Genomic DNA, 24,644 nt, shown 5'->3' with positions numbered 1-24,644 from the left:
AGTGTGGCGCGCGGCGGGAGCAGGTTGTGGGGGGACCGTTGCTCCCGCCGCGCGCACGGCTCCACCGGCCGGTGGGTGCTCGGGGCAGTGACCGGTGGAACTGATGGGTTCGTGGAAGATCATGGCAGTCCGCGACGGGACGGCCGCCGCGGTTAATCGGGATCTAAGGAAGACTTGCGCCGGCCCACAGCTCGGCCGACCAGCCCGAACCGGCTGACCTGCCGGGGCGTCGCCTCGGGATCGGCGAGCAGCATGACCACGCTCGCCCCGCCGAGCCGGGCCCGGTCGATGCTCACCGAGCCGTTGGCCTGCAACGCCACCCGCCTGGCGATGTCCAGCCCCAGCCCGGTGGAGCCCTGGTCGCTGGCGCCCCGGCGCAGCGCCCGGTCGGGGTTGGCGATCCCCGGCCCCGCGTCGTCGATCCGGATGGCCACGTAGCCGTCGCGGCGGGAGACCGCCACCTCGAACGCGGTGCCCTGCGGGGTGTAGCGGAAGACGTTGCCGATCACCGCGTCCAGCGCGGCGGCCAGCTCGGCCCGCGGCACCGGCGCCGGGATGCGCAGCTGGGCGCCGGTCACCCGGTGCGGGCGGTTCTGGTCGCCGGCCAGCGCGGCCCAGAACACCATCCGGTCCCGGACCACCTCGCTGACGTCGCACATCGCCGGCCCCGCCTCGTGCGCCACCGCCTTGCGGGTGGTCTTGATCAGCACGTCGATCTCGCCCTCGAGGGTGACGATCGCCTGGCGGATCCGTCGGATGCCGCGCCGCCGGTCCAGCTCCGCCGCGCTGAACGAGCCCACGCTGGTGTCGTCGGACTCCAGCGCCTCGGCGTCCAGCCGCAGCACGGTCAGCGGGGTGCGCAGCCGGTGCGACAGGTCGGCGACCAGCTCCCGCTCGTCGGTGCGCGCCGCGACCATCCGGTCGGCCATCCGGTTGAAGGCGTACCCGGCCTCGGCCAGCTCGCGCGGGCCGCTGGGCTCGACGCGTACGGCCAGGTCGCCGTCGCCGATCGCGAGCGCCGCCCTGACCAGCCCCCGGGCCGAGTCGACCGCGCGGGCGGCGACCCGGTCGACCACCAGCACCGCCGCGCCCACCAGCGCGGCGGCCACCCCGAGCAGCAGCAGCCACCGGCCGCCGGCGCCCTCGTCCAGCGCCGACTCGGGCACGAAGACCTCCACCACGGCGGTGCGGTCGCCGAGCACCACGGGGTCGAGCCGGAGCACGCCGCCGTCGACGTCGACGACCACGGAGCGCCGCTCGGCCCGCGCCCGCTCCAGGTCCGCGCCGCCGGCCCGGCCCGCGGACTCGTCGGCCCCCAGGCCGTGCACGACGGGCCGGGTGGCCGGGTCGTCGCCGCTGGCGGCCACGGCGCGCTGCACCACGGCGGGATCGGTGCTGACCGCGAGCGCCCCGGTCACCAGCGCGCTGCGGCGGGCGGCATCCGCGATCGCCTCATCGCGGGCCCGGTCACCGAGGCCGGTGGCGAGCGGGACGAGGAAGGCGAACGCGACCAGGGCGCACATGCCGGCCGTGAGACGGGCCAGCGACGCCCTCAGTCCGGCGCCACCAACCGGAAGCCGACCCCCCGCACGGTGCGCAGGTAGCGCGGCTTCGCCGCGGACTCGCCCATTTTGCGACGTAGCCAGTAAAGGTGAACGTCGATGGTCTGGTCCTCGCCGACCGACGGCTGCCGCCATACCTCCTCCAGAAGTTCCCGGCGGGACACTACCCGGCCCGGACGCGCGGCGAGATACGCCAACAGGTCGAATTCCTTGCGGGTCAGCGCCAACGGCTCGCCGTCGAGGTGGGCGGTGCGCTCCCCGACGTCCACCCGCAGCCCGCCGACGCTGTGCACGGCCGGCTGCACCGCCCGGCTGGCCCGCCCGGCCCGGCGCAGCACCGTGGTGATCCGGGCGTCGAGGTGCGCGCCGGTGAACGGCTTGACCATGTAGTCGTCGGCCCCGGCGCGCAGCAGCCGGACCACGGACTGCTCGTCGTCGCGCGCGGTGGCGATGATGATCGGCACGTCGGTGATGCCGCGCAGCATCCGCAGCGCGTCCGAGCCGTCGAGGTCGGGCAGGCCGAGGTCGAGCACCACCAGGTCGGGGGTCTCGGCGGCCACGCGGCGCAGCGCGTCCAGGGCGGTGCCCACGGCGTGCACGGCGTGCCCCCGGTCGGCGAGGGACCGCAGCATCGCGCCGCGTACGACGTGATCGTCTTCGACCAGGAGCACGGTGGCCACGCCAAGACGGTACTCGGCGTGGCAAGTTGATCGCGTTGCGGCGCACCTGCGAACCGGGCAAGCTGGTGCAACGATGTCCTTCACGCTCTTTGCCGACACCCGCCTCGCGCTCGCCCGGGACTCCCTCGCCGGCCTGTCGGTCGGTGACGCGCTCGGCTCGCAGTTCTTCGTCCCCGGCCGGCACCCCGCCGACCTGGCCGCCGGCAGGCTCCCCCCGCCGCCGTGGGAGTGGACCGACGACACCGAGATGGCCTGCTCGGTGGTCGCCGCCCTCGCCGCGGCGGGCACCATCGACCGGGACGCCCTCGCCGTCGCCTTCGCCGAGCGCTGCGAGCCCTACCGGGGGTACGGGCCGGGCGCCGTGACGATCCTGCGGCTGATCCGCACGGGCACGCCGTGGCCGGTGGCGGCCGCCGCCGCCTTCGACGGGCAGGGCTCGTGCGGCAACGGCGCGGCGATGCGCGTCGGCCCGCTGGGCGCCTGGTTCGCCGACTCGACCGCCCGCGCGGCGGCGCAGGCCCGGGCGTCGGCCGAGGTGACCCACGCGCACCCGGAGGGCATCGCCGGGGCGGTCGCGGTGGCGGTGGCCGCCTCGCTGGCCGCCCGGGCCCGGCTGGACGGCCACCGGCCGCCCCCGCGCCGGCTGCTCGCCGGGGTGGCCGCCGCGCTGGACCCGGCCACCGAGGTGCACCGGGGCGTACGCCGGGCGGCCGACCTGCTCGACCGGCCGCTGCGCGCGGCCGTCGACGTGCTCGGCAACGGCTCCCGGGTCACCGCCCAGGACACCGTCGCCTTCACCTGCTGGGTGGCGGCCGCGCACCTGGACGACTACCCGGCGGCGATCGGCGCCTGCGTCGAGGCGGGCGGGGACGTGGACACCACCGCCGCCATCGTCGGCTCGGTGGTGGCCGCGCACACCGGGGTGGGCACTCCCGGCGGGGTGCCCGCCGACTGGCTGGCCGCCCGCGAGCCGCTGCCCGACTGGTCCGCCTGACCCTTCCCGCCGGTCGGGCGGGCGCCGGGGCCGGCGTCCCACGGGTCGCGGGGCGGTGGCGTCGCCGACCGTGCCGGCGGAGGCGACCGATAGCATCGCAGGAGCCGAACGCTCGGCGTCATCCGTACCGTCTGCTGGAGGAGTGACCGTGTCCGCACCCCGTACCCCCGCCGTGGCCGACCCCGTCGTCGTCGCCGCCGGGACCACGGCGGCCGACGCGGTGGCCGCGGCCGGGCTGCCCGCGGCCGGCCCGAAGGCGGTCGTCGTGGTCCGCGACCCGCAGGGCCAGCTGCGTGACCTGGACTGGTCGCCGCAGGTCGACACCGAGGTCGAGCCGGTCAGCCTCGACTCCCCGGACGGGCTCAACGTGCTGCGGCACTCCACCGCGCACGTGCTCGCCCAGGCCGTGCAGGACGTCTTCCCCGAGGCCAAGCTCGGCATCGGCCCGCCCATCGAGAACGGCTTCTACTACGACTTCGCGGTCGACAAGCCGTTCCAGCCGGACGACCTCGGCAAGCTCGAGAAGCGGATGCAGGAGATCATCAAGTCCGGCCAGCGGTTCCGCCGTCGCCGCTTCGGCAGCCTGGACGAGGCGAAGGCCGAGCTGGCCGCCGAGCCGTTCAAGCTGGAGCTGATCGACGTCAAGGGTGAGGGGCTGGACACCTCCGAGGTGATGGAGGTGGGCGGCGGCGAGCTGACCATCTACGACAACCTCGCCGCGACCGAGGACAAGGTCTGCTGGTCGGACCTGTGCCGCGGCCCGCACCTGCCGAACACCCGGCTGATCGGCGCGTTCAAGCTGATGCGCTCGGCCGCCGCGTACTGGCGCGGGTCGGAGAAGAACCCGCAGCTCCAGCGGGTGTACGGCACCGCCTGGCCGACCCGGGACGAGCTGAAGGCGTACCTGAAGCTGCTGGAGGAGGCCGCCCGGCGCGACCACCGCAAGCTCGGCGCGGACCTCGACCTGTTCAGCTTCCCCGACGAGATCGGCTCCGGCCTGGCGGTCTTCCACCCCAAGGGCGGCATCATCCGCCGCGAGCTGGAGAACTACTCCCGCCGCCGGCACGAGGCGGCCGGGTACGAGTTCGTCAACAGCCCGCACATCACCAAGGCGCAGCTGTTCGAGACCTCCGGTCACCTGCCCTACTACGCCGACACGATGTTCCCGCCGATGCAGCTCGAGGGCGCGGAGTACTACCTCAAGGCCATGAACTGCCCGATGCACAACCTGATCTTCAGGGCGCGCGGGCGGTCGTACCGGGAGCTGCCGCTGCGGCTCTTCGAGTTCGGCACGGTCTACCGGTACGAGAAGTCCGGCGTGGTGCACGGCCTCACCCGGGTACGCGGCCTGACCCAGGACGACTCGCACATCTACTGCACCCGGGAGCAGATGGCGGGCGAGCTGACCACCCTGCTCACCTTCGTGCTCGACCTGCTGCGCGACTACGGCCTGGACGACTTCTACCTGGAGCTGTCCACCCGGGACGACTCGCCGAAGTTCATCGGCTCGGACGAGGACTGGGCGGAGGCCACGGAGGCCCTGCGCACCGCCGCCGAGGCATCCGGCCTGGACCTGGTGCCGGACCCGGGCGGCGCGGCCTTCTACGGCCCGAAGATCTCGGTGCAGGCCAAGGACGCGATCGGCCGGACCTGGCAGATGTCCACCATCCAGGTCGACTTCAACCAGCCGGCGCGGTTCGGGTTGGAGTACCAGGCGGCGGACGGCAGCCGGCAGCAGCCGGTGATGATCCACCGGGCGCTCTTCGGCTCGATCGAGCGCTTCTTCGGGGTGCTCACCGAGCACTACGCGGGCGCGTTCCCGGCCTGGCTGGCCCCGGTGCAGGTGGTGGGCATCCCGATCCGCGAGGACCACACCGACTACCTGCACGGCTTCGTCGCGGCGTTGCGCGCCGAGGGCATCCGCGCCCAGGTGGACGCGGGCGACGACCGGATGCAGAAGAAGATCCGCAACGCCCAGCAGCAGAAGATCCCGTTCATGGTGATCGCCGGCGACGACGACGTGGCGGCCGGCACGGTCTCGTTCCGCTACCGGGACGGCTCGCAGCGCAACGGGGTGCCGATCGCCGACGCGGTGGCCCACGTGCTCGACGTGGTCGGCTCGCGCACCAACGTCGGCCCGTCGGCCGCCTGATCCACCACGCCGGAGTCCACGACGCACGGAAGGCCCCCCGCCGTCGGCGGGGGGCCTTCGTCGACGGGCCGTCGGGCGTCAGATCCCGCAGGTCGGGGCGGACCAGGACCGGCTCGGCGTGTTGCCCAGGTGGGTGTGGTCGTTGTGGCCCGGGTAGCCGGGGCCGAGGATGTTGCTGAAGCCGTGGTAGCGGGCCTGCTGGGCGAGCCGGCACAGCGAGGGCGAGCCGACCAGGTCGACCCCGTCGCCGTAGAGGTGCCGGCTGCCGGCGGCGCCGCCGACCGCGCTGTTGCAGGCGTAGCTGCGGAATCCGCTGCTGATGTAGATCGGCACGTTGCCGAGTGCGCGTCGCATGGCCTGGAGCTTCCACATCGACACGCGGGCGTTGAAGCGGGCGGTGCTGGCGGACACCGCGCCGCCGGACCAGTCGCTGTTGCACCTGTTCCACTCCGCGTAGCTGAAGCTGACCGGCGTGCAGTCGTCGTCCTGGAGCGCGTAGATCTGGTTGAAGGTCTGCGGCCCGGCGATGCCGTCGGCGCCCAGCCCGTACGCCTGCTGGAAGCGGATCACGGCGGACCGGGTGCCCGGGCCGTACACCCCGTCGAGGGCGAGCACGGCGCCGTAGCCGGGGTAGCCCGAGACCCGGATCTGGAGTTGCCGGACGTCCTCGCCGGACATCCCCTCGGACAGGGTGCGTCCCCACGTGTAACAGCCGTCGGCGTGGGCCGCGCCGGCGGTGAAGGTGACGCCGACCACGGTGGTGGCGGCGGTCAGCGCGAGCGCCGCGAGGAATCTGCCGAACCGTCGGATCACGGAGACCTCCATCGGTCTATGGAAGCAAGTCGATGGATGGAAGTTTCAATGGTGCACTTCGATTCGTCAACAACTTCCATCGCCGGGTTCCCCACGGCGGGCCTCGCCGGTCGTCGGGCCGCTCCGTAGGATCGGCTTGTGGCAGGGGTGGAACGGCACACGGACAGCGGCATGGCCGACGGCCTGGAGCGGCTCTGGACGCCGCACCGGATGACCTACATCTCGGGCGAGGACCGTCCCGAGGGTTACGAGAAGCCGAAGGGGTGCCCCTTCTGCCTCGCCCCCGGCCTGCCGGCGGAGGAGAGCCTCGTCGTCGCGCGCGGCGCGCACGTCTTCGTGGTGCTCAACCTCTACCCGTACAACCCGGGGCACCTGCTGGTCTGCCCCTACCGGCACGTCGCCGACTACACCGACCTCGACGGGCCGGAGACCGCCGAGCTGGCGTCGTTCACCCAGACCGCGATGCGGGTGATCCGCAAGGTCAGCAACGCCCACGGGTTCAACCTCGGGATGAACCAGGGCGGGGTGGCCGGCGCCGGGATCGCCGCGCACCTGCACCAGCACGTCGTGCCCCGCTGGGGCGGGGACGCCAACTTCATGCCGGTGATCGGGCGCACCAAGGTGCTGCCGCAACTGCTCGGGGACACCCGGGAGCTGCTCGCCCGCGCCTGGCCCTCCTGACCCGGCCCGCCGCGCCCGGCCCGACTGACTCCGGCCCGCCCGCGCCCGGGCCGGGTCGGGATCCCGGGCGGCGGCGGGGACATCGGGGCGGGAGCCGGAGGTGGCACGATGCGTCGATGGCAGTCACGACACGGACGTTGGGCCGCAGCGGTATCGAGGTCAGCGCGCTGGGCATGGGGTGCTGGGCGATCGGCGGCCCCTGGGCCGAGGGCACGCAGCCGCTGGGCTGGGGCGCCGTCGACGACGAGGAGTCCGTCCGGGCGGTACGCCGCGCGCTCGACCTCGGCGTGACCCTCTTCGACACCGCCGACACCTACGGGGCGGGTCACTCGGAGCGGGTTCTGGGCCGGGCGCTCGCCGGCCGGCGCGACGAGGCCGTGATCGCCACCAAGTGGGGCCACACCTTCGACGAGGCGACCCGCCAGGCCACCGGCGCGGACAGCTCCCCGGCGTACCTGCGGCGGGCGGTGGAGGCGTCGCTGCGCCGGCTCGGCACCGACCGGATCGACCTCTACCAGTTGCACCTCGCCGACCTGCCGGTGCCCCGGGCCGAGGCGCTCGTCGGCACCCTGGAGGACCTGGTCGCCGACGGGCTGGTCCGCGCGTACGGCTGGAGCACCGACCGCCCCGACCGGGCGGCCGCCTTCGGCCAGGGCGCCCGGCACGCCACCGCCGTGCAGCACACCCTCTCGGTGCTCCGGGACGCCCCCGAGCTGCTCGCCGTCTGCGACAAGTACGACCTGGCCAGCGTCAACCGGGGGCCGCTGGGGATGGGCCTGCTCTCCGGCAAGTACACGACCGGCTCCACCCTGCCCCGCGACGACGTGCGGGGGGTCGCGCCGGGCTGGCTGGAGTGGTTCCGGGGCGGTCGGCCCGCCCCGGAGTGGCTGCGGCGGGCCGCCGCCGTGCGGGCGGCGCTGACCGCCGACGGCCGCACCCCGGCCCAGGGCGCGCTGGGCTGGATCTGGGCGCGCAGCGGGCGCACCGTCCCGATCCCCGGCTGCCGCACCGTCGCGCAGGTCGAGGAAAACGCCGCCGCCCTGCACCGGGGGCCGCTGCCGCCCGACCAGTTCGCCGAGGTGGAACGCCAGTTGGCGGCGCTCCGCTCGGCCGCGCTCCGCGAGGCCGATCGCCCCCACCACCCGAGCCCCATGCTCCCCACCGCCCGCCCCTGACGCGCCCCAGCCGCCGGAGCACCGTCGATCACGCAGTCGTGGTGGGCGTCGCGCCCCGGATCGCCCGTTTCGTCGGGCAGCTCCACCGCGCCGAGCGGCTCCGTGCCACAACTACGCCCGCGAGGAGCCCGGTCAGGGGTGGCTGCCGTGTTCCTTGCGGACCTGGTCGGCCAGGTGGGCGGGCATGGGGTCGTAGCGGACGAAGTGGCGGCGGAAGGTGCCGGTGCCCGACGTCATCGAGCGCAGCTCGACCGCGTAACGGAGCAGTTCCGTGGCGGGCACCTCGGCGCGGACCAGGGTGCGCCCCTCGGCGTCCGCGTCCGGCTCGGTGCCGAGCACCCGGCCGCGCCGCCCGGACAGGTCGCCCATCACCGCGCCGACGGACGAGTCGGACACCCGGATCACCACCTCGTCGACCGGCTCCAGCAGCGCCGGCTGGCCCTTCTCGGCGGCGTCCCGCAGCGCCAGCGCGCCGGCGGTCTGGAAGGCCGCGTCGGAGGAGTCCACGCTGTGCGCCTTGCCGTCGAAGAGGGTCACCCGCAGGTCCACCACCGGATGGCCGGCGACCAGGCCCCGCTCCATCTGGGCGCGTACGCCCTTCTCGACGGAGGGGATGTAGTTGTGCGGCACCGCGCCGCCGACCACCCGGTCGACGAACTCGAAGCCGGCCCCGCGCGGCAGCGGCTCGACCTCGATGGCGCAGACGGCGTACTGTCCGTGGCCGCCGGACTGCTTGACGTGCCGGCCGTGCCCCTTGGCCGGGACGGTCAGCGTCTCCCGCAGCGCGACCCGGACCGGCTCGGTGTCCAGCTCCACCCCGCCCGCGCGCAGCCGCTCCAGCACCACGTCGGCGTGCGCCTCGCCCATGCACCAGAGCACCAGCTGGTGGGTCTCCGGGTTGCGCTCCAACCGCATGGTCGGGTCGCCGGCGACCAGGCGGGCCAGGTTGCGCGCGAGGGCGTCCTCGTCGGCGCGGCTGTGGGCCACGACGGCGACCGGCAGCAGCGGCTCGGGCATCTCCCAGGGGGCGATCAGCAGCGGGTCGTCCTTGGCGGAGATCGTGTCGCCGGTCTCCGCGCTGCCCGACTTGGTGATCGCGCAGATGTCGCCGGCCACGCAGGCGCCCACCTCGCGCAGGCTCGCGCCCAGCGGGGTGTAGATGTGCCCGACCCGCTCGTCGGCGTCGTGGTCGGGGTGGCCGCGCTCGGCCATCCCGTGCCCGGAGACGTGCACGGTCTGCTCCGGGCGCAGCGTGCCGGAGAAGACCCGGACCAGGGAGACCCGGCCGACGTGCCGGTCGACGGTCGTCTTGACCACCTCGGCGACCAGCGGGCCGTCCGGGTCGCAGGCCAGCGGCGGGCGGGGCGAGTCGTCCACCCCGGCGACCGCCGGCAGCTCGTGCTCCAGCGGCGACGGGAAGCCGGCGGTGAGCACCTCCAGCAGCGCGTCCAGCCCGACCCCGGTCTCCGCGCAGACCGGCACCACCGGGTAGAAGTGGCCCCGCGCGACCGCCTTCTCCAGGTCCTCGACCAGCACCTCGGTGCCGATCTCCTCGCCCGAGAGGTAGCGGTCCATCAGGGATTCGTCCTCGCTCTCGGCGATGATCCCCTCGATCAGCTCGTTGCGGGACTCGACGATGGCCGGCAGGTGCTCCGGGTCCGGCTCGCGCACGTCGGCCGGCAGACCGGCGGTGTAGTCGAAGACCCGGCGGGTGATCAGGCCGAGCAGGCCGACGGTGGAGACGCCGTCGTCGCCGAGCATCGGCAGGTAGAGCGGGAGCACGTTGTCGCCGAAGACCCGCTGGCAGAGCGCCACCGCCTCGTCGAAGTCGGCGCGCGGGTGGTCGAGCCGGGCGACGGCGACGGCCCGGGGCATGTCGACCGCCGCGCACTCCTCCCACAGGGCGGCGGTGGCGGCGTCCATCCCGTCGACGGCGGAGACCACGAACAGCGCCGCGTCGGCGGCCCGCAGCCCCGCGCGCAACTCGCCCACGAAGTCGGCGTAGCCGGGGGTGTCGAGCAGGTTGACCTTGATTCCGTCGTGCAGCAGCGGCGCGCAGGCCAGGCTCACCGAGCGCTGCTGGCGTACGGCCGCCGGGTCGTGGTCGCAGACGGTGCTGCCGTCGGCGACGGTGCCGGCCCGGCCGATCGTGCCGGTCGCCGCGAGCAGCGCCTCGACCAGGGTCGTCTTGCCCGCTCCGGAGTGCCCGACGAGCACCACGTTGCGGATCCGGCCCGGCTCGGTCACCACCGGCGCGCCGCCGGCGGCCCCCTTCTCCTGACTTTTCTGCGCCATGGGGCGCACCTCCCTCAGCCGTGGTTGGTGGCGACCGCCGCGCGCGACGGGGAAGCGGCCCGAGCGGGTTCCGCGGCGATATCCTCCGGTGCTCTGCAGGGTTACGGGTAATCAACGGGCGGGTGGGTGAGCTGACTCACCTTCCTGGCTCGATCTCACACCTGTTGCGGGGCCGGCACAAGCCTCCGCCCTGCGCGGGTCGCTGACCGGCCGTACCGCCGGTGCCGGCGGGACCGTTATCGTGGGACCGCCATGGCGAAGATCTTCCAAGTGACGGCCCGCGCGGGGATGACCCGCGTCGTCGAGCCGGTCGCACGCGGCCTGCTCCGAGCGGGCGTAACCCCCAACGCGGTCACCGTGGCGGGCACCCTCGGGGTGCTCGTCGGTGCGCTCGGCTTCGGTGCCCGCGGTCATCTGGTCGCCGGGGCCCTGATCGTGACCGTGTTCGCGCTCACCGACTTGCTCGACGGGACGATGGCCCGGATGAGCGGCGGCTCCACGAAATTCGGGGCGTTCCTCGATTCGAGCATGGACCGCATCGCCGACAGCGCGGTCTTCGGCGCGGTGGCGTACTGGCTCGCCACCGAGCACGACCATTCGGGCGTCGCCGCCGCGCTGATCTGCCTGGCCGCCGGCGGCCTGGTCTCCTACGTCAAGGCCCGGGCCGAGGGGCTCGGCATGACGTGCAACGTGGGCATCGCCGAGCGCACCGAGCGGCTGCTCATCGTCGGCGTCGGCGGGCTGCTCACCGGCCTCGGCGTCCGGCCCGCGCTGGAGATCGCGCTCTGGCTGCTCGCCGCGGTGTCGATCTTCACGGTCGGCCAGCGGATGGCCCACGTCTACCGCCAGGCCCAGCGGGTGCACACCCCGGGCGGGCAGGGGTGAGCGCGACGAGCGCCGGTCGGCCGCTGCCCGGGGGCCGGCGCCGGTGAACCTCACCGAGCTCGGCTACGTCGCCGGGTGGCGCGTGATCCGCGCGCTGCCCCGGCCCGTCGTGGCCGCGGCGTTCCGGGCGGGCGCCGACCGCGCCCACCGCCGCGGCGGCGGGGGTACGGCCCGACTGCGCGCGAACCTGCGCCGGGTGGTCGGCCCCGACCTGCCCGAGGCCGACCTCGACGAGCTGGTCCGCCGCGGCCTGCGCTCGTACGCCCGCTACTGGATGGAGGCGTTCCGGCTGCCCTCGCTCAGCCGGACGGAGATCCTGGCCGGCTTCCGGCTCGACGGCGAGGAACTGCTCGCGGCCGACGTGGCGGCCGGCCGGGGCGCGGTGGTGGCGTTGCCGCACGCCGGCAACTGGGACGCCGCCGGGGCCTGGGTCGCGGCGACCGGCTGGCCGATCACCACGGTCGCCGAGCGGCTCAAGCCCGAGGGCGTCTACCAGCGATTCCTCGCCTTCCGGCGGAGCCTGGGCATGGAGATCCTGCCCACCCACGGCGGCGACCGGCCGGCGTTCGACGTGCTGGTCGACCGCGTCCGGGCCGGCGCGGTGGTGCCCCTGCTGGCCGATCGGGACCTCTCCGCCCGGGGGGTGGAGGTCGACTTCTTCGGGGCCCGCACCCGGATGCCGCCGGGCCCGGCCCTGCTCGCCCTGCGCACCGGGGTGCCCCTCTACGTCGCCTCGATGTGGTACGAGGCGGACGCGGCCTGCGCGTCGATCGAGGGTCCGCTGCCGCTGCCCGACCCCGAGGAGGGCCCGCTCGACCGGCGGGTCCGGTCGCTGACCCAGCGGATCGCCGACGGTCTGGCGGCGGGCATCGCCCGGCATCCGGAAGACTGGCACATGTTGCAGCGGATGTGGCTGGACCAGCACGGCACGGGTGGCGGCGCGACCCTGCCCTCCCCGGCTGCCGGACAGGCGTAAGGGAGGCGTTGAGGCGTGCGCATCGGCATCGTGTGCCCGTACTCCTTCGACGTGCCCGGCGGGGTGCAGAACCACGTCATGGACCTCGCCGAGGCGCTGATCGGCCTCGGGCACGAGGTGAGCGTGCTCGCCCCGGCCGACGAGGACTCCCCGCTGCCGCCGTACGTGGTGCCGGCGGGGCGGGCGGTGCCGCTGCCGTACAACGGCTCGGTGGCGCGGATCGCGTTCGGCCCGGTCTCCACGGCGCGGGTGCGGCGCTGGATCACCCGGGGCGATTTCGACGTGCTGCACGTGCACGAGCCGCTGACCCTGAGCCTGTCGCTGCTGGCCGTGCTCTCCGCCCGAGGGCCGGTGGTGGCCACCTTCCACACGGCGATGACCCGGTCGCGGGCGCTCGCCGCCGCGCAGGGGGTGCTCCAGATCGTGCTGGAGCGGATCACCGCCCGGATCGCGGTCAGCGCGCTGGCGCGCAAGGTGCAGGTCGAGCACATGGACGGTGGCGCGGTGGAGATCCCCAACGGGGTGGCCGTCGCGAAGTTCAACCACGCGCAGCCGCTGCCGGGCTGGCCGGGGGAGTGCGCGCCCGGGCGGGGCGGCGCGATCGGCTTCCTCGGCCGGTTCACCGAGGCCCGCAAGGGCTTCCCGATCCTGCGCGACGCCTTCGTCGAGCTGGCCCGGCAGCGTCCCGGGCTGCGGCTGCTGGTGGCCGGCCCCGGCGACCCGGACGACCTGTTCGGGCGCTTCCCGGTCGAGCTGCGCGACCAGGTGACCTTCCTCGGGCTGGTCTCCGAGGAGGACAAGGCGCGGATGCTGCGCAGCGTGCACCTCTACGTGGCGCCGAACACCGGCGGGGAGTCCTTCGGCATGATCCTCACCGAGGCGCTCGCGGCGGGCACCACGGTCGTGGCCAGCGACCTCGACGCGTTCCGCCGCGTGCTCGACGGCGGCCGGGCCGGCCGGCTCTTCCCGACGGGGGACGGGGCCGCGTTGCGTACCGCCCTGGCCGACCTGCTCGACGATCCCGACGGCCGGGCCGCGCTGACCGCCTGCGGCGACCAGGTGGTGGCCACCTTCGACTGGCCGGTGGTCGCCCGCCGGGTCCTGGAGGTGTACGCGGCGGCGATCGAGGCCACCGACGGGCGGGTCATGGACACCGAATGGGTGGGGCTGGACTGACGATGTCGGGCATGTGGTGGGGGGTGGTCGCGGCCCTGGCCGTCGGGCTGGTCGCGGCGTACCTGGTCTGGACCGCCGGGCGGGTCGACCGGCTGCACGGCCGGGCCGAGCTGGCCGCCCGCGCCCTGGACGCCCACCTGCTGCGCCGCGCGGCGGCCGCCGCGGTCCTGGCCGAGCGGCGCTACGGCGTCGAGCTGTACGCGGCGGCGCGGATCGCGCTGGACGCGCAGCCGGACGAGCGGGAGGCCGCCGAGAACGACCTCACCCGCCAGTTGCGTGCCGTGGAGCTGGACCCGGCCGATCCGGACTGCGAGGCGGTGATCGGCGCCAGCCGACGGCTCGCCCTGGCCCGCCAGGTGCACACCGACCTGGTCCGCGACGCCCGCGCGGCCCGCGGCCGTCGGCTGGTGCGGCTGCTGCGCATGGGGCGCCGCCGGCCCTGGCCGCGCTACTTCGACATCGACGACCCCACCCTCACCGTCCCGGCGGACGTCCCCGCCGGCTGAGGCGGGCAAGACCCGACAGAACGCCCAGACGGGACGCCGGACGCATTCGGCGACCGGGCGGCGGCGGGGCGGTGACGACTGCCACAGGGCAGGCCACCGTGGGTCTGATTGGCTGTCGGACGGGCGTTGGGACGGCCGTAGCATTTTCGCAGCCACCCCATCCCCGAGCACGTCGAGGAGCGATGACCCGTGCCCGAAACGACTGCCCAGAACGCCAGCGCCAGCCCGGTCACCGGCACCGCCCGCGTCAAGCGCGGCATGGCCGAGATGCTCAAGGGCGGCGTGATCATGGACGTGGTCAACGCCGAGCAGGCCAAGATCGCCGAGGACGCCGGCGCCGTCGCCGTGATGGCGCTGGAGCGGGTGCCCGCTGACATCCGTGCCCAGGGCGGGGTGTCCCGGATGAGCGACCCCGACATGATCGACGGCATCATCAACGCCGTCTCCATCCCGGTGATGGCGAAGGCCCGGATCGGCCACTTCGTGGAGGCCCGGATCCTCCAGTCGCTCGGCGTCGACTACGTCGACGAGTCCGAGGTGCTGACCCCGGCCGACTACGCCAACCACATCGACAAGTGGGCCTTCACCGTCCCCTTCGTCTGCGGCGCGACCAACCTCGGCGAGGCCCTGCGCCGGATCACCGAGGGCGCGGCCATGATCCGCTCCAAGGGCGAGGCCGGCACCGGTGACGTCTCCAACGCCACCACCCACATGCGCAGGATCCGGCAGGAGATCCGCCGGCTGGGCTCGCTGCCGACCGACGAGCTGTACGTGGCCGCCAAGGAGCTCCAGGCGCCGTACGAGCTGGTCAAGGAGGTCGCCGAGAGCGGCAAGCTGCCCGTGGTGCTGTTCACCGCCGGTGGCATCGCCACCCCGGCCGACGCCGCGATGATGATGCAGCTCGGCGCCGAGGGCGTGTTCGTCGGCTCCGGCATCTTCAAGTCCGGCAACCCGGCGCAGCGGGCCGCCGCGATCGTCAAGGCCACCACCTTCCACGACGACCCGGACGTGCTGGCCAAGGTCTCCCGGGGCCTGGGCGAGGCGATGGTCGGCATCAACGTCGACGACATCCCGCAGCCGCACCGCCTGGCCGAGCGCGGCTGGTGACGTGCGGGGAAGGGGCACCTTCCTGGCGTCTGACGCACAGGAAGGGCCCCTCCCCGACCGACATGCAGGAAAGGAGCGGCAGATGGGCGACGCACCCGTGATCGGAGTGCTCGCGCTCCAGGGCGACGTGCGCGAGCACGTCGCCGCCCTCGCCGCGGCGGGCGCGGACGCCCGCCCGGTGCGCCGGCCGCAGGAGTTGGACGCGGTGGACGGGCTGGTGATCCCCGGGGGCGAGTCCACCACGATCAGCAAGCTCGCGGACATCTTCGAGATGCGCGAACCGATCGACAAGCGGATCGCCGGCGGGATGCCGGTGTACGGCTCGTGCGCCGGCATGATCATGCTGGCCACCGAGGTCCTCGACGGTCGGCCCGACCAGCGCGGCTTCGCCGGCATCGAGATGACCGTGCGGCGCAACGCGTTCGGGCGGCAGGTCGACTCCTTCGAGGCGCCGGTGGCGATCACCGGCGTCGAGGGCGGGCCGTTCCACGCGGTGTTCATCCGGGCACCGTGGGTCGAGCGGGTCGGCGACGGCGTCGAGGTGCTCGGCACGGTGACCGAGGGCCCGGCCGCCGGGCGGATCGTGGCGGTCCGGCAGGGCAACCTGCTGGCCACCTCGTTCCATCCCGAACTGACCGGCGACGCGCGCGTGCACGCGTACTTCGTGGAGCTGGTCCGGGCGTCGCGCTGAGCGGCGGCGAGCCGTGCCTCGTTTTCGCCCCGTCTGTCCTGGTCCGGGCGGTCGGGGCGTGGCGGCGAGGCGCGGCGCGGTGACAGCGGGCCGCCGGGCGTCGGTAGGATTGCCGAGATTCGGCAGGGCCATCTGCCCGTCACGGCTTCCACCAGGGCTGACCGGCACCACCGCGTGCGCCGGCGGGAGCGGGGCGTGCGCGGTGCGGTCGATGCAGACGGCGGGTAGCAACGGAGGTAACAGATGTCCGGCCACTCAAAGTGGGCGACGACCAAGCACAAGAAGGCGGTCATCGACGCCAAGCGCGGCAAGATGTTCGCCAAGCTCATCAAGAACGTCGAGGTCGCCGCGCGGACCGGCGGCGGCGATCCCGCCGGCAACCCCACGCTCTACGACGCCATCCAGAAGGCCAAGAAGAACTCGGTCCCGAACGACAACATCGACCGCGCCGTCAAGCGCGGCTCCGGCCTGGAGGCCGGCGGCGCCGACTACCAGACCATCATGTACGAGGGCTACGGCCCGAACGGCGTGGCGCTGCTCATCGAGTGCCTGACCGACAACCGCAACCGCGCGGCCACCGAGGTGCGCACCGCGCTGACCCGCAACGGCGGCTCGTTCGCCGACGCGGGCTCGGTGTCGTACATGTTCTCCCGCAAGGGCGTGGTGATCGTCCCCAAGGCCGAGACGACCGAGGACGACGTGATGATGGCGGTCCTCGACGCCGGCGCCGAGGAGGTCAACGACCTGGGCGAGGCGTTCGAGGTGGTCTCCGAGCCGACCGACCTGGTCGCGGTGCGCACCGCGCTCCAGGACGCCGGCATCGAGTACGAGTCGGCCGAGTCGTCGCTGATCCCGAGCGTCAACGTCCCCCTCGACGAGGACGGCGCGCGCAAGATCTTCAAGCTGATCGACGTCCTGGAGGACTGCGACGACGTGCAGAACGTCTACGCGAACTTCGACGTCTCCGACGAGATCATGGCCGCGGTCGGCTGATCGCGGCCTGACCCACGACGAGGAAGCGCGCCGGGCGACCGCCGCCCCGGCGCGCTGCGTCGTGCCCTGCCCCGTGCCCGTCCGGGCGGTGATCGGGGCGGCCATCGCCCGGACGGGCGAAATTTCCGGATGATCATCCGGACGCCCGCCGTTCGGAACGCTCGCATAGGATCTCCCGCTGTTCGATCTTCTTGAGCAACGGAGAGACATGCGAAGGACCCTCACCGCCGCGGTTGCCGTCCTGGCGATTCCCGTCCTGGCCGGCGCCGTCGCCCCGCCGCACGCGACGGCGGGCCCGATGCCGACTCCGGGCCGGGGCGTGGCCGTCGGGACGTCGCGCCCGCCGGTGGCGCCCCCGAACATGCCGGCGACGGTGTACGGGGGCGCGTGGCCCTCGGGCCACGTGCAGGGCGTGGCGGTCGACTGGAGCGGTGGTCACGTCTACTGGTCCTTCACGAACCTCCTGGTCAAGACGAACCTCGACGGCCGGGTCGTCGGCACGGTGACCGGCTTGACCGGCCACCTCGGCGACCTGGACGTCAACCCGGAGGACGGCCGCGTCTACGGCTCGCTGGAGTACAAGGCGCAGCGGGCCTTCTACATCGCCATCTTCGACGTTGCCCGGATCACCCGGATCGGAATGGACGCCGAGACGGACGGGGTGATGACCACCGTCTACCTGAAGGAGGTCGTCGACGACTTCACGGCCGACCTGGACGGCGACGGCGTCTTCGACGGCGACACCGGGCAGACCGCCGACCACCGGTACGGCGCCAGCGGCATCGACGGGGTCTCGTTCGGGCCGGCGCTGGGCGGCGGACGGAACGTGCTGATGGTGGCCTACGGCATCTACCCGAACACCACGCGTACCGACAACGACCACCAGGTGCTGCTCGCCTACGACGTGCGGCGGTGGAGCCTCCTCGCCCGCCCGCTCAGCCAGACCGCACCGCACCAGAGCGGGCCCGGACAGCCGTACTCCAAGGTCTTCGTCCGGACCGGAAACACCACCTTCGGCGTGCAGAACCTGGAGTACGACCGGCACACCCGCCGGTGGCTGATGGCGGTCTACCGGGGCAGCAAGCCGGAGTTTCCGAACTGGACGCTCTACGCGATCGACGGCACCGTCCCCCCGCGGACCGGTGTGATCACCGGCCAGCCGGACGGCGCGACCGGGCAGATCGTCCCGCTGGCCCCGGCCGGGCTGGCCGATCCGGCCACCGGGATCCGCGGCTGGGAGGGGCCGGGCAGCTTCGGCCTGGAGGCGCTCGGCGACGGGCGGTTCTACGTGGTCAGCAGCGGGACGACCACGGTGGACGGTGAGCGGCGGCAGACCGGCACCGCCGTCCTCCAGCACTGGACGGGAGCGACGCCGAACCCCTTCGCCACGGCCGGATCCACCGTCGCCGGGCGCCGACCCGCAGCCCGTGCGGTGGTCTCCCGACCCCGCTGACCCTCGACGAGGACGGCGCGCGCTGTCCGACATGCGACCCGGACGTACGGGCCTCGCGATGCCGGGCAGCGACGCCGGCACTCGGTAGGTTGGGGGAGTGGAACGTCCGGGTCGGGTGGAGCGAGACGGTGGGCGGGTCGGGGAGGGGCACCGCTTCGCCCCGGGCGACGTCGTGGTCCGGCGCGAGATCCTGCACGGCGAGACGTGGTTCGCCTGCCCGACCGTCTGCGTCGAGGACTCGCCCGACCTGCTCGTGCTCTACCTTCCCCCGGGCGCGGAGTTCGGCTTCCCCGAGACCGGGCGGTTCCCGTGCGGGCGGCACCCGTGGCAGGTCGCCGGGCACCGGGCGTGGAGCGGCCACGGCAAGCTGATGCTGCACCGCCCGGGCGAGGCGCACTCCGTCGACGTCTTCTGGGCCGGCCCGGAGCGCGCCTTCGCCGGGTGGTACTTCAACCTCCAGGACCCGTTCCGGCGTACCCCGATCGGGGTGGACACCCTCGACCACGAGCTGGACCTCTGGTGGCCGGCCGACGCCGACCGCTACGTCTGGAAGGACGTGGAGATGTTCGCCCAGCGCCTGGAGGAGGGGCGTTATCCGGGGATGGCCGACGCGATCCGCGCCGAGGGCGACCGGATCGCCGCCCTGCTCGACGCCGGGGAGCGGTGGTGGGACGAGGCGTGGGCGTCGTGGCGGCCGGACCCGGCCTGGCCGGTGCCGGCCCTGCCGGCCGGCTGGGACGCCGTCCCGCCGTCCCGCTGACCGCCGCCCGCCGGCCCCGAGCGTTCTCGGCCCTGCTCGTCAGGACCCGACGTCGCGGGGCAGGACCGGACGGACCTCGACCGGGCGGCCCGGCCCGCCGCCGGCGCGCGACGCGTACTCCGGGACGCCCACGCACGTGAACAGCAGCGCCGCGAGGTCGTCCGGCTCGCCGAGCAGACCCGGGACCTCCGAGTCGAGGAAGGTCATCCCGGAGGCGCCGGCACCCAGGGCGTACGCCGCGAGGTGCAGCCGGCCCTCGACGAGCCCGGCGGCGAGCTGGGCGTCGCGGTAGCCGCGGTCGTCGAGCGCCGACAGCGGGGTGGCTCCGACGACGACGTACGCCGCGTCGCCGGCGAGCGCCTGGTCCAGGCAGACCCGCAGCAGCTCGTCGCGCAGCTCCGCGGCCCGCAGCGGCGTCGTCAGGTCGGGCCAGCGGTAGAGACCGGGCGTCACACCGTCGACGCCGTGCACGGCCACCCAGTGCGGCACCGGCACGCCGCGCAGGGCGGCGGCCAGGGGCCACTCCAGCAGGGCGCGCGGCAGCGTCCGGGACCGGTCCATGCGGCGCTGCGACCCGCGCCGGCGCACCACCTCGTCGAGCGGGTCGGACGGCGGGAACTCCGGCAGCGGCGGCGCCTCCGGCCAGGGCTCCCCGAGCGTGTCCCGCTCACCCGCGCGCTGCGCGGCGGTGCACAGCGGCAGCTCGACCGGCGGCAGCTCACCCGGCACCGCCGCCGCGGTGGGGCCGATCGCCGGCTCGCCGTCGCCGAGGGACAGCAGGGCGAGCGGATACTCGTGCACCCCGTCCGCGCCGACGAGGCGGCGCAGCGTGGCGTCCGGGAACAGCGTCCGCAGCCGTGGCGCGAGGCCGGCGCTCGTGGCCGCCGCCGACAGTTGGGACAGCAGCGTCCCGGCGTCCCAGTAGAGGTGCCGCCAGCCGCGCTCGGCGTACCGCCACCCCGTCCGCCACGGCACGCCCGTGACCACGAGCGTGGTGGCCGCACCGGTGGCGGCGGGGGCGACCTGGACGAGCGCGTGCCGCGCCGGGTCGTACCAGTGCACGCCGTCCGGGACGCCCGCGACGTCGCGGGTGCTCGCGTAGACCTCCAGCGGGAAGCGTGCGCCGGCCGAACCGGCGGCCCGGTAGAGGAACGGCCGCCCGTGGCGCTCGGCGGTGCGGACGACGCCGGCGCCGAGGAAGAGCACGCGGCCGAGCTGCGCGGCGTCGAGGAGTTGCGCCCGGCCCGCGGCGCCCGCGAGCACCGCCGTCGCGGGGATCCCCGGGTCGGGCAGGTCGCGCGGCAGGGCGACGACGGGCAGGCCGTCCGGATAGCCCTTGAGCTGCGGTGGCAGGGTCTCGGGGTCGTTCGGCACGAGGTCGTGACGGAGCCGCGGGTCGTCCCCGGGCACGTCCCAGTCGCGGTTCGGCACGTACGACGTCAGCCGGTGCAGCAGCCCGGCGCCGGAGTCGAGGTCCACAGCGGCCATCCTGCCAGTGCCCACGGCCCCGCACCGTGGTGACGGCGACCGCACCGGCCACCCCACCCGCGCGGTGGACCTCCTCGCCGGCGTCGAGGTCCATCGCGACGACCTCGCCCGGCGGCCGGGGCCCCGGTCAGAGCCCGAAGAACGCGAGGTAGGAGTCGAGCTGGTGGGCGAGCATCGGCTCGCCGGGGTGCGCCCGCAAACCGCGCGCGCGGGCCTCGGCCAGCAGGGCCGTCTCCGCCGGGGTCATGATGATGTCGGCGACCACGGCGTCCGCCGGCAGTTCGGCCACCGGGAACGGCAGCGGGTCGTCGGGGCGCAGCCCGAGGGGGGTCGCGTTGACCGCGAGGTCGGCGTCGGCCAGTCGCGGTGTCGCCGCCCCGGTGACCCGGTCCGGGTACGCGTCGGACAGCCGTCGCCGCAGCGTCTCCAGCCGGCCCGGGTCGGTGTCGGCCAGCCGCAGCTCCGCCACGCCGGCGTCGAGCAGGGCGACGGCGATGGCGCTGCCTGCCCCGCCCGCGCCCACCACGCACACCCGGCGGCCCCGGGGGTGGTGTCCGGCCGTGGCCAGCCCGCGGACGAACCCGTCGCCGTCGAAGGTCTCCGCGGTCCAGGTCCCGTCGGGCTCGCGCCGCAGGGCGTTGGCGCTGCCGGCCAGGCGGGCGCGGTCGCTGGCCCGGTCCGCGAGGGCCAGGGCGGCGGCCTTGTGCGGCACGGTGACCAGCATCCCGTGCAGGTTGCCCACCCGTTGCAGGCCGCGTACGACCGGGGTGAGGTCGGCCGGTGCGACGTGGACCGGGACGAGCACCGCGTCGGTGCCGCGGCGGGTCAGCACCGGATTGAGCAGGCCGGGGGCGCGCACCTGCGCGATCGGGTCGCCGAGCAGCGCGTACAGCCGGGTGGTGCCGCCGATCTCCGTCATGCCGCGCCTCCGTGTCGATGGCCGACGCCAGGGCCGCCCGTCCCGCCGGTCGGGTGCCGCGCCGCGCCGACGCTATCGCGGGCCCGGACGTGGGGCCCCGCCGGGTTCGCGCCCGGCCGCCGAGCCGGCCCCCTTCCGCCCGGTCGGCCGCCGCCGGTTCGGTAGGGGACGGTGGGCGTGCCCGGGGGCGTCCGACCCCTGGAGGCGCGGGGTGGGCGGACGAGGCGGTACGGGGGTGGCGGACCCGGAAACCGTTGCCGGCACCCCTAAGATCACCGCAAGGATCTTTCGCTGGGAAATATTTAGTGATATCAATCTCGCACCGATCCCTCTCACCCCCGGAGTGCGACGTGCGGAGAACTCGCTTCGTGACCCTCGCCCTGAGCCTCGCCACGGCTCTCGGCGTCAGCCTGTCCATGACGGCCCCCGCCCAGGCCGCCGCCACCGACCGCTACGTCGCCCTCGGCGACTCCTACGCCTCGGGCGTGGGCGCCGGCAGCTACACCAGCGAGAGCGGCTCCTGCCAGCGCAGCACCAACGCCTACCCCGCGCTGTACGCCGCCAGCGTCAAGCCCGCCTCGTACCGCTCGGTCGCCTGCTCCGGCGCCACCACGACCAGCGTGATCAACACCCAGCTCTCCGCGCTCAGCTCCACCACCAGCCTGGTCAGCATCACGGTCGGCGGCAACGACGTCGGCTACTCCAACATCATGACCACCTGCGTGCTCAAGGGCACCACCGAGTGCGTCGCCGCCGTGCAGGCCGCCGAGGACAAGGCCCGCGCCCAGCTCCCCGGCCTGCTGAGCAACGTCTACAACGGCATCAAGACCCGGGCCCCGAACGCCCGGGTCGTGGTCGTCGGGTACCCGGTCTTCTACCAGCTCGGCACCGTCTGCGTCGGGCTGAGCGCCACCTCGCGAGCCAAGATCAACGAGGCCATCAACCTGGTGGACGACATCACCCGCAGCGCGGCCAACGCGGCCGGCTTCACCTTCGCCGACGTGCGTTCGGCCTTCGTCGGACACCAGCTGTGCAGCTACGGCGAGAAGTGGCTGCACGCCCTCAACTACCTCAACCTCGGCGTCTCCTACCACCCGACCGCGGCCGGCCAGTCCGGCGGCTACTACCCGGTCTTCCGCAACGCCGCCGGCTGACCCGACCGCGCGCCACCGCCGACGCGTACCGGCTGATCCGGCAGCCGCCCGCGACGGCGGTGGCGCACGTCCGTCCCGGTTCCCGGTGGTCCTCGCCCGATCCCGCGGGACGCGGGCCGACCGGCCGCAGTGGCCCGGCACGTGGTGGGCGTGCCGGGCCGCGCCGTGCGTCAGCCCCGGACGCGGTACGCCAGGCCGGCGCCCCGCGACACCCTCAGCCCACCGTCTCGCGCGACCGCCACGCCGTCCGGACCGAGGTGCGGCCGTTGGTGCGCAGCAGCGAGCCCTCGTACACCCGGGCCCCCGCCGCGACGAGCGCGGCGGCCGCGACCAGCAGCAGGACCAGCGACAGCAGCGGCTCCCAGCCGGCCGCGTCCCCGGTGAACAGCCGCAACGGCATCGCCGTGGGCGCGGAGAACGGCAGGTAGGACAGCACCCGCATGGCGGTCGCGTTGTCGTTCAGGAAGATCACCGCGAAGAACGGCAGCATGACCGCGAGCTGCACCGGCATCGACACGCCGGCGATGTCCTCCTGGCGGTTGACCAGCGCCCCGGCCGCCGCCCACATGGCCGCGACCAGCACGAAGCCGAGCAGGAAGAACGGCACGAACCAGCCGATCGCCGGGGCCAGCAGCGAGAGCAGCCCCCCGCTGTCGCCGAACTGCACACCCACCACGGCGACCAGGGCGACCAGGGCGATCTGCCCGAGGGCCAGCAGGGTGCCGGCGACCATCTTGCCGGCCAGCAACGCCCGGACCGGCACCGCGGCCACCAGGATCTCCACGATCCGGGTCTGCTTCTCCTCGATGATGCTCTGCGCGATCTGCACGCCGAAGGTCTGCGAGGTGACGAAGAAGACGAACGCGAAGGCGAACGGCACCAGGAAGGCCACCACCGGGTCCACCGCGTCGGGGTCCAGCAGCCGCACCGGGGGCTGCGTGCTCAGCGCCGCGACCACGTCGTCGGGGGCCTCGTCCATGGCCAGCACCGCCGGCCCGGAGACCACGGCGGCGTCCACGTCGCCGTCGCGGACGGCCTGCTCGGCGGCGTGGTCGTCGGGCGCCAGCCGCACCTCCAGCCCCGCCTCGCGCAGCGGGCCGGCCGCCGCCTCGGTCACCGCCACGCTCGACGGGCCGCCGGAGAGCAGCGGCGGCAGGATGGTCGCGGCGGCGGCGATCAGCAGGAAGAACAGGGTGCTGATCAGGAAGGTGCGGTCGCGCAGCTTGACCCGGATCTCCCGGGCGGCGACCAGCCGGGTGGCCTGCCAGGTGTTCACTGCGCGACCTCCCGGAAGATCTCGGTGAGGGACGGGCTGACCGGGCGGAACGCGCGCACCGGGCCGCGGGCCAGCGCCGCGTGCAGCACCGCCTGCTCGTCCGCGCCGGGCGCGAGGTCGAACACGGCGCGGGCGCCGTCCAGGTCGACCAGGGTCACCCCGGGCTGGTCCCGCAACCAACCGGCGTCGGTCTCCACCACCAGCTCGAACCGGGGCACCGTGTACGTCGCGCGCAGCTGCTCCCGGCTGCCGGCGGCGCGGATCACGCCGCCCGCGATGATCACCAGGTCGTCGCAGAGCCGCTCCACGACGTCGAGCTGGTGGCTGGAGAAGAGCACGGGCACGCCCGTGGCGGCCCGCTCCCGCAGGACCGCCACGACCGTGTCCACGGCCAGCGGATCGAGGCCGGAGAACGGCTCGTCGAGCACCAGCACCTCGGGGTCGTGCACCAGCGCGGCGGCGATCTGCGCGCGCTGCTGGTTGCCCAGCGACAGCGTCTCCAGCAGGTCGTCGCCGCGCTCGGCGAGCCCGACCCGCTCCAACAGCGCGTCCGTGCCGCGCCGTGCCGCGTCGGCCGTCATGCCGTGCAGCCGGCCCAGGTAGGCCACCTGTTCCCGGACGCTCATCTTCGGATAGAGGCCGCGTTCCTCCGGCATGTAGCCGAAGCGGCGGCGGACCTCCCGGGTCAGCGGAGCGCCCTGCCAGCTGACCTCCCCGGCGTCCGGGGCGAGCACCCCCAGGATGATCCGCATGGAGGTGGTCTTGCCGGCGCCGTTGCCGCCGACGAAACCGGTCATCCGGCCGGCCGCCACGTCGAAGGAGACGTTCTGGAGCACCCGACGGTCGCCGAAGCTGCGGTCGACGCCGTCGAGACGGAGCACACTGGTCACGGCGGTCACGCTAGATCG

Annotated in this window: 22 protein-coding genes; 14 read left to right on the top strand and 8 right to left on the bottom strand. The window is 74.3% G+C overall.

What is annotated here, in order from left to right:
- Positions 1-152: 152 nt before the first annotated feature.
- Complete coding sequence (locus tag ACZ6O2_RS18330; protein WP_466023636.1) at positions 153-1,523, bottom strand: HAMP domain-containing sensor histidine kinase; 1,371 nt, start codon at positions 1,521-1,523, stop codon at positions 153-155.
- 29 nt (positions 1,524-1,552) lie between these two features.
- Positions 1,553-2,242 (bottom strand): response regulator transcription factor, encoded by a 690-nt coding sequence (locus tag ACZ6O2_RS18325; protein ID WP_350706258.1) that lies wholly within the window; start codon positions 2,240-2,242, stop codon positions 1,553-1,555.
- A gap of 73 nt (positions 2,243-2,315) precedes the next feature.
- Between ACZ6O2_RS18325 and ACZ6O2_RS18320 the strand changes: the two genes are divergently transcribed.
- Both ACZ6O2_RS18320 and thrS read left to right on the top strand, forming a co-directional pair.
- Positions 2,316-3,236, top strand: a complete 921-nt coding sequence (locus tag ACZ6O2_RS18320) for an ADP-ribosylglycohydrolase family protein (protein ID WP_350706256.1) — start codon at positions 2,316-2,318, stop codon at positions 3,234-3,236.
- A 148-nt stretch (positions 3,237-3,384) separates the two neighbouring features.
- Complete coding sequence (gene thrS / locus ACZ6O2_RS18315; RefSeq protein ID WP_350706254.1) at positions 3,385-5,388, top strand: threonine--tRNA ligase; 2,004 nt, start codon at positions 3,385-3,387, stop codon at positions 5,386-5,388.
- 78 nt (positions 5,389-5,466) lie between these two features.
- Here the strand turns inward: thrS and ACZ6O2_RS18310 are convergent, their stop codons facing one another.
- Positions 5,467-6,213, bottom strand: a complete 747-nt coding sequence (locus tag ACZ6O2_RS18310; protein WP_350706253.1) for a D-Ala-D-Ala carboxypeptidase family metallohydrolase — start codon at positions 6,211-6,213, stop codon at positions 5,467-5,469.
- 159 nt (positions 6,214-6,372) lie between these two features.
- Here ACZ6O2_RS18310 and ACZ6O2_RS18305 point away from each other — a divergent pair, with 159 nt between their 5' ends.
- Positions 6,373-6,882, top strand: coding sequence for an HIT family protein (locus ACZ6O2_RS18305; RefSeq protein WP_350706683.1), 510 nt, complete (start codon positions 6,373-6,375; stop codon positions 6,880-6,882).
- Between the two features lie 116 nt (positions 6,883-6,998).
- Complete coding sequence (locus ACZ6O2_RS18300; protein ID WP_466023635.1) at positions 6,999-8,057, top strand: aldo/keto reductase; 1,059 nt, start codon at positions 6,999-7,001, stop codon at positions 8,055-8,057.
- A gap of 132 nt (positions 8,058-8,189) precedes the next feature.
- On the opposite strand, the gene ACZ6O2_RS18295 is transcribed toward ACZ6O2_RS18300, so the two are convergent.
- Complete coding sequence (locus tag ACZ6O2_RS18295; protein ID WP_466023634.1) at positions 8,190-10,352, bottom strand: elongation factor G-like protein EF-G2; 2,163 nt, start codon at positions 10,350-10,352, stop codon at positions 8,190-8,192.
- Positions 10,353-10,604: 252 nt separating this feature from the next.
- Here ACZ6O2_RS18295 and pgsA point away from each other — a divergent pair, with 252 nt between their 5' ends.
- The 9 genes from pgsA (at position 10,605) to ACZ6O2_RS18250 (ending at position 18,899) form a co-directional block, all read left to right on the top strand.
- A complete protein-coding gene (pgsA, locus tag ACZ6O2_RS18290) occupies positions 10,605-11,237 on the top strand; it encodes a phosphatidylinositol phosphate synthase (protein ID WP_350706247.1) in 633 nt (210 codons plus the stop codon).
- A 43-nt stretch (positions 11,238-11,280) separates the two neighbouring features.
- Complete coding sequence (locus ACZ6O2_RS18285) at positions 11,281-12,213, top strand: phosphatidylinositol mannoside acyltransferase (protein WP_466023633.1); 933 nt, start codon at positions 11,281-11,283, stop codon at positions 12,211-12,213.
- Between the two features lie 15 nt (positions 12,214-12,228).
- Positions 12,229-13,389, top strand: a complete 1,161-nt coding sequence (locus ACZ6O2_RS18280; RefSeq protein WP_466023632.1) for a glycosyltransferase family 4 protein — start codon at positions 12,229-12,231, stop codon at positions 13,387-13,389.
- A 2-nt stretch (positions 13,390-13,391) separates the two neighbouring features.
- Positions 13,392-13,895, top strand: a complete 504-nt coding sequence (locus ACZ6O2_RS18275) for a hypothetical protein (RefSeq protein ID WP_350706682.1) — start codon at positions 13,392-13,394, stop codon at positions 13,893-13,895.
- A gap of 189 nt (positions 13,896-14,084) precedes the next feature.
- Entirely contained in the window at positions 14,085-15,002 is a 918-nt protein-coding gene (gene pdxS, locus ACZ6O2_RS18270; protein ID WP_350706241.1) for a pyridoxal 5'-phosphate synthase lyase subunit PdxS, read from the top strand.
- An 82-nt stretch (positions 15,003-15,084) separates the two neighbouring features.
- A complete protein-coding gene (pdxT, locus tag ACZ6O2_RS18265; RefSeq protein WP_350706239.1) occupies positions 15,085-15,693 on the top strand; it encodes a pyridoxal 5'-phosphate synthase glutaminase subunit PdxT in 609 nt (202 codons plus the stop codon).
- A gap of 243 nt (positions 15,694-15,936) precedes the next feature.
- A complete protein-coding gene (locus ACZ6O2_RS18260) occupies positions 15,937-16,686 on the top strand; it encodes a YebC/PmpR family DNA-binding transcriptional regulator (protein ID WP_350706237.1) in 750 nt (249 codons plus the stop codon).
- A 208-nt stretch (positions 16,687-16,894) separates the two neighbouring features.
- Positions 16,895-18,139 carry a hypothetical protein gene (locus ACZ6O2_RS18255; protein ID WP_466023631.1) on the top strand — a complete coding sequence of 415 codons (1,245 nt, stop codon included), beginning with the start codon at positions 16,895-16,897 and terminating at the stop codon, positions 18,137-18,139.
- A 97-nt stretch (positions 18,140-18,236) separates the two neighbouring features.
- Positions 18,237-18,899, top strand: a complete 663-nt coding sequence (locus tag ACZ6O2_RS18250; protein ID WP_466023630.1) for a ribonuclease FAU-1 family protein — start codon at positions 18,237-18,239, stop codon at positions 18,897-18,899.
- 39 nt (positions 18,900-18,938) lie between these two features.
- Here ACZ6O2_RS18250 and ACZ6O2_RS18245 read toward each other — a convergent pair whose 3' ends face one another.
- Together ACZ6O2_RS18245 and ACZ6O2_RS18240 are read right to left on the bottom strand one after the other, a co-directional pair.
- Positions 18,939-20,387 (bottom strand): nitroreductase family protein, encoded by a 1,449-nt coding sequence (locus ACZ6O2_RS18245; RefSeq protein ID WP_466023629.1) that lies wholly within the window; start codon positions 20,385-20,387, stop codon positions 18,939-18,941.
- A 127-nt stretch (positions 20,388-20,514) separates the two neighbouring features.
- Positions 20,515-21,306 carry a shikimate dehydrogenase family protein gene (locus ACZ6O2_RS18240; RefSeq protein ID WP_466023628.1) on the bottom strand — a complete coding sequence of 264 codons (792 nt, stop codon included), beginning with the start codon at positions 21,304-21,306 and terminating at the stop codon, positions 20,515-20,517.
- Positions 21,307-21,656: 350 nt separating this feature from the next.
- Between ACZ6O2_RS18240 and ACZ6O2_RS18235 the strand changes: the two genes are divergently transcribed.
- Positions 21,657-22,460, top strand: coding sequence for an SGNH/GDSL hydrolase family protein (locus tag ACZ6O2_RS18235; RefSeq protein WP_350706228.1), 804 nt, complete (start codon positions 21,657-21,659; stop codon positions 22,458-22,460).
- 214 nt (positions 22,461-22,674) lie between these two features.
- On the opposite strand, the gene ACZ6O2_RS18230 is transcribed toward ACZ6O2_RS18235, so the two are convergent.
- Positions 22,675-23,736 (bottom strand): ABC transporter permease, encoded by a 1,062-nt coding sequence (locus tag ACZ6O2_RS18230; protein ID WP_350706226.1) that lies wholly within the window; start codon positions 23,734-23,736, stop codon positions 22,675-22,677.
- A complete protein-coding gene (locus tag ACZ6O2_RS18225) occupies positions 23,733-24,626 on the bottom strand; it encodes an ABC transporter ATP-binding protein (RefSeq protein WP_350706224.1) in 894 nt (297 codons plus the stop codon). The genes ACZ6O2_RS18230 and ACZ6O2_RS18225 overlap by 4 nt, the downstream gene beginning before the upstream one ends.
- Positions 24,627-24,644 lie beyond the last annotated feature (18 nt).

This window comes from Micromonospora sp. NPDC048040, assembly GCF_055587185.1.
This window is presented reverse-complemented; position numbering and strand designations above follow the sequence as displayed.